General features: G+C 50.7%; 4 protein-coding genes and 1 tRNA gene. All 5 read right to left on the bottom strand.

Going from position 1 to position 3,818, the window contains the following annotated elements:
- Window positions 1–76, bottom strand: a tRNA-Lys gene (locus tag QZF50_RS22960).
- A 164-nt stretch (window positions 77–240) separates the two neighbouring features.
- Window positions 241–1,032 carry a cell division protein CpoB gene (gene cpoB, locus QZF50_RS22955; RefSeq protein WP_000097580.1) on the bottom strand — a complete coding sequence of 264 codons (792 nt, stop codon included), beginning with the start codon at window positions 1,030–1,032 and terminating at the stop codon, window positions 241–243.
- A gap of 9 nt (window positions 1,033–1,041) precedes the next feature.
- The gene (gene pal / locus QZF50_RS22950; RefSeq protein WP_001295306.1) at window positions 1,042–1,563 is read right to left on the bottom strand and encodes a peptidoglycan-associated lipoprotein Pal; all 522 of its coding nucleotides are present in this window, start codon (window positions 1,561–1,563) and stop codon (window positions 1,042–1,044) included.
- 34 nt (window positions 1,564–1,597) lie between these two features.
- Complete coding sequence (gene tolB, locus QZF50_RS22945; protein WP_001295307.1) at window positions 1,598–2,890, bottom strand: Tol-Pal system beta propeller repeat protein TolB; 1,293 nt, start codon at window positions 2,888–2,890, stop codon at window positions 1,598–1,600.
- Between the two features lie 132 nt (window positions 2,891–3,022).
- A partial coding sequence (gene tolA, locus QZF50_RS22940; protein ID WP_290389013.1) for a cell envelope integrity protein TolA occupies window positions 3,023–3,818 on the bottom strand: 796 nt, incomplete at its 5' end.

Here is a 3,818-nt window from a genome sequence, read left to right as displayed (position 1 = left end):
TGGTGGGTCGTGCAGGATTCGAACCTGCGACCAATTGATTAAAAGTCAACTGCTCTACCAACTGAGCTAACGACCCACTTTTTCGTTGCTTTCGGTTTGTTTGATATCCCGTGGCAACGGCGGCATATATTACTGATTTCAGACTTGAGCGCAACAAAAATTTCGATGCAGATCACTCAACTGCTTATGATTCGCACGACACGACCAGAAATAATGCGACTTCTGGTCGTGTGTTATGCATTACATCGCGTTCAGACGTTTTTGTGCCTGTTTAGCGCCATCAGTACCAGGGTATTTACTGATAACCTGCTGGTATACGGCTTTCGCTTTTGCGGTGTCACCTTTGTCCTGCATGATGACGCCGACTTTAAACATCGCATCAGCAGCCTTTGGTGACTTCGGATAGTTTTTCACTACCGAAGCAAAATAGTACGCCGCATCATCTTTTTTACCCTTGTTGTAGTTTAACTGACCCAGCCAATAATTGGCGTTTGGCAGGTAAGTTGAATCAGGGTAATTTTTGATGAAATTCTGAAATGCCACCATTGCGTCATCCTGGCGGGATTTATCCTGCACCAGCGCAATAGCTGCATTGTAATCCGTGTTTGCATCGCCGCTTTTCACCGGCGCGCCAGCATTCGCAGTACCAGCATCAGCTGTCGGCGTCGTTGATGCCGCCGCACCGCTTTGATCGCTGCTGGTTGATTGCGCCGCTGCACCACCGCTGCTGAGGCTGTCGATCTGCAACAGGATCTGCTTTTGCCGCTCCACGACCTGATTCAGTTGATACTGATTTTCCTGAATCTGACCACGCAGGGAATCAATATCGGATTGATTATCAGAAAGTTGTTGCTGGAGTTGGGTTAAAAGCTGGCTGTGAGCATTAGAAATACGCTCAAGTTGAGTGACGCGGTCTTCGACCGAGCCTGAGCCGACACTACTGATTGGTGCCTGAGCAAAAGCGGCCCAGGGGGCCGCTATACCAACCAGTAACGACAGACTCAATAGTTGATGTCTGAAGTTACTGCTCATGCAATTCTCTTAGTAAACCAGTACCGCACGACGGTTTTTGGAGTATGCCGCTTCGTCATGACCCAGTACTGCAGGTTTTTCTTTACCGTAAGAAACGATGGAGATCTGGTCTGCAGAAACGCCTTTACCCTGCAGGTACATCTTAACGGCGTTCGCACGACGTTCACCCAGGGAGATGTTGTATTCCGGAGTACCACGTTCGTCCGCGTGACCTTCTACGGTGACTTTGTAAGACGGGTTGCTACGCAGGAAGTTTGCATGTGCATCCAGCATTTGAGCGAAGTCAGAACGGATATCGTACTTGTCCAGATCGAAGTAAACGATGTTGTTCTGCTGCAGCTGTTGCATTTGCAGACGAGCCTGCTCTTCGGAAGACATGTTGCCGTTGCCGCCGTTCGCATCCATACCAGTGCCGGCACCCAGCATGCCTTCGCTGCCGTCATTGCTGGCGTTCTTGTTGGAAGAACATGCCGCAATTGCCATAACAGGCAGAGCAATCATCAGCCCTTTCAGCACTTTGTTCAGTTGCATTTCAATGATTCCTTTACTATTCAATTAATTATTATCACAGATACGGCGACCAGGCAGGGAATTTGACCTGTCCATCAGTTGCCGGAAGACGCGCTTTGAAACGCCCATCTGTAGAAACCAAATTCAGCACGGATCCCATCCCCTGAGAAGAGCTGTAGATTACCATAGTGCCGTTAGGTGCCAGACTTGGCGTTTCATCCAGGAACGTGGACGACAGAACTTGTACGCCTCCCGTTGCCAGATCTTGTTTGGCAATGTGCTGCTGCCCACCATTGGAGCTGACCATTACCATAAATTTACCGTCGCTGCTGACATCCGCATCCTGGTTCTGCGAACCTTCCCAGGTAATACGTTGTGGCGCACCGCCGTTGATATTCACTTTATAAACCTGCGGACGACCGGCCTGGTCAGAAGTAAATGCCAGGTTCTGGCTATCCGGGAACCAGGTCGGTTCGGTATTGTTACTGCGACCATCAGTCACCTGGCGGATCTGACCAGAAGCCAAATCCATTACGTACAGGTTCAGACTACCGGTTTTCGACAAGGCGAATGCCAGTTTGCTGCCGTCTGGCGAGAATGCAGGTGCACCGTTGTGACGCGGGAATGAAGCCACCTGACGTACAGCGCCATTTGCCAGCGTCTGAATAACCAGCGCGGAACGACCGCTTTCGAAGGTCACATAAGCCAGTTTAGAACCGTCTGGTGACCACGCCGGAGACATCAGCGGCTGCGGTGAACGGTGAACGACAAACTGGTTGTAACCGTCATAGTCAGATACGCGCAGTTCATACGGGAACTGACCGCCGTTGGTCTGAACAACGTAGGCAATACGGGTACGGAACGCACCTTTAATGCCGGTCAGTTTTTCAAACACTTCATCACTGGCGGTATGACCAGCATAACGCAGCCACTGCTTGTTCACTTTGTACGAGTTCTGAGCAAGTACAGTACCCGGTGCGCCGCCAGTGTCAACAAGTTGATAAGCAACATTGTAAGAACCATCCGGATTCGGAGTGACCTGACCGACAACTACAGCGTCAATGCCCAGTGCGGACCATGCAGCTGGTTGTACTTCCTGCGCACTACCCGGCTGCTGTGGCAGACGAGCGCGATCTAACGGATTAAATTTACCGCTGTTACGCAAGTCAGCAGCAACGATGCCGCCAATATCTTCAGGTGCCGCACCAGGCCCCGCCCACTGGAAAGGAACAACACCAATAGGACGACCGGAATCTACACCGCTGTCGATCACAATGCGGACTTCAGCATGCAGAACTGATGCCCACAGTATGAGAAAACCAAATGCTACTCGTAATGCCTGCTTCATCATATCTCCCTTATCTGGACCGATGGCCCACGATAATTTAGCAGAATGTTAACAAACTAAAATACACAAAACTACCAGAACCCCGTGGCAACCGGTGCCTGATGTTGACCGTCCGAACAGTCAACATCGCGATTACGGTTTGAAGTCCAATGGCGCGTTTTTGAACACTTCATATACTGCCTGGCTTGGTGGTTTCGGGATCTTCGCAAGTTTAGCTGCTGCCAACGCAGCCTGACAAAGTGCGGGATCGCCACCTTCAGGTTTGATATCCAGTAACATACCATCGGGTGCCAGTTTTATGCGCAGCGTACAGGTTTTGCCTGCATAGGACGATGCGTCATAGAACTTACTTTCGATAGCAGATTTAATCTGCCCGGCATAGTTATTGATATCGGCCCCTGATGCGCCATTGTTTTTAGTATTACCACTCCCGGCAGGCGAAGCATTGTTCCCTTTCGCCCCTCCCCCCGTTTTCGGTGCATTCTTACCAGAGCTTAGCTCACCGAAAATATCATCTGCCTCTGCGGCCGCTTTTGCTGCAGCGGCTTTTTCAGCTGCAGCTTTTGCCGCTGCCGCTTTTTTGTCTGCGGCGGCTTTTTCTGCCGCTGCTTTCTTATCAGCTGCTGCCTTTTCAGCAGCCGCTTTTTCTGCTGCTTTTTTGTCGGCTGCAGCTTTCTCTGCTGCCGCTTTCTTATCAGCTGCAGCCTTTTCAGCAGCCGCTTTCTTCTCAGCTTCTGCTTTGGCTTTTTCAGCAGCTTCAGTTGCCGCTTTCTTTCTTGCTTCAGCTGCAGCTGCTTCTGCCGCTTCCGCTTTCTTTGCCTGTTCTGCAAGCTGCTTTTGCAAGACTTCTTGTTTCCGCGTCAGCGCTTCGGAACTGCTGGCGTTGTTTGCGAACTCCGCCGTCGCCAGCTTCATTTCTGAATTGATT

The organism is uncultured Escherichia sp. (genome assembly GCF_948475835.1).
Taxonomy (GTDB): Bacteria; Pseudomonadota; Gammaproteobacteria; order Enterobacterales; family Enterobacteriaceae; genus ECMA0423.
This window is presented reverse-complemented; position numbering and strand designations above follow the sequence as displayed.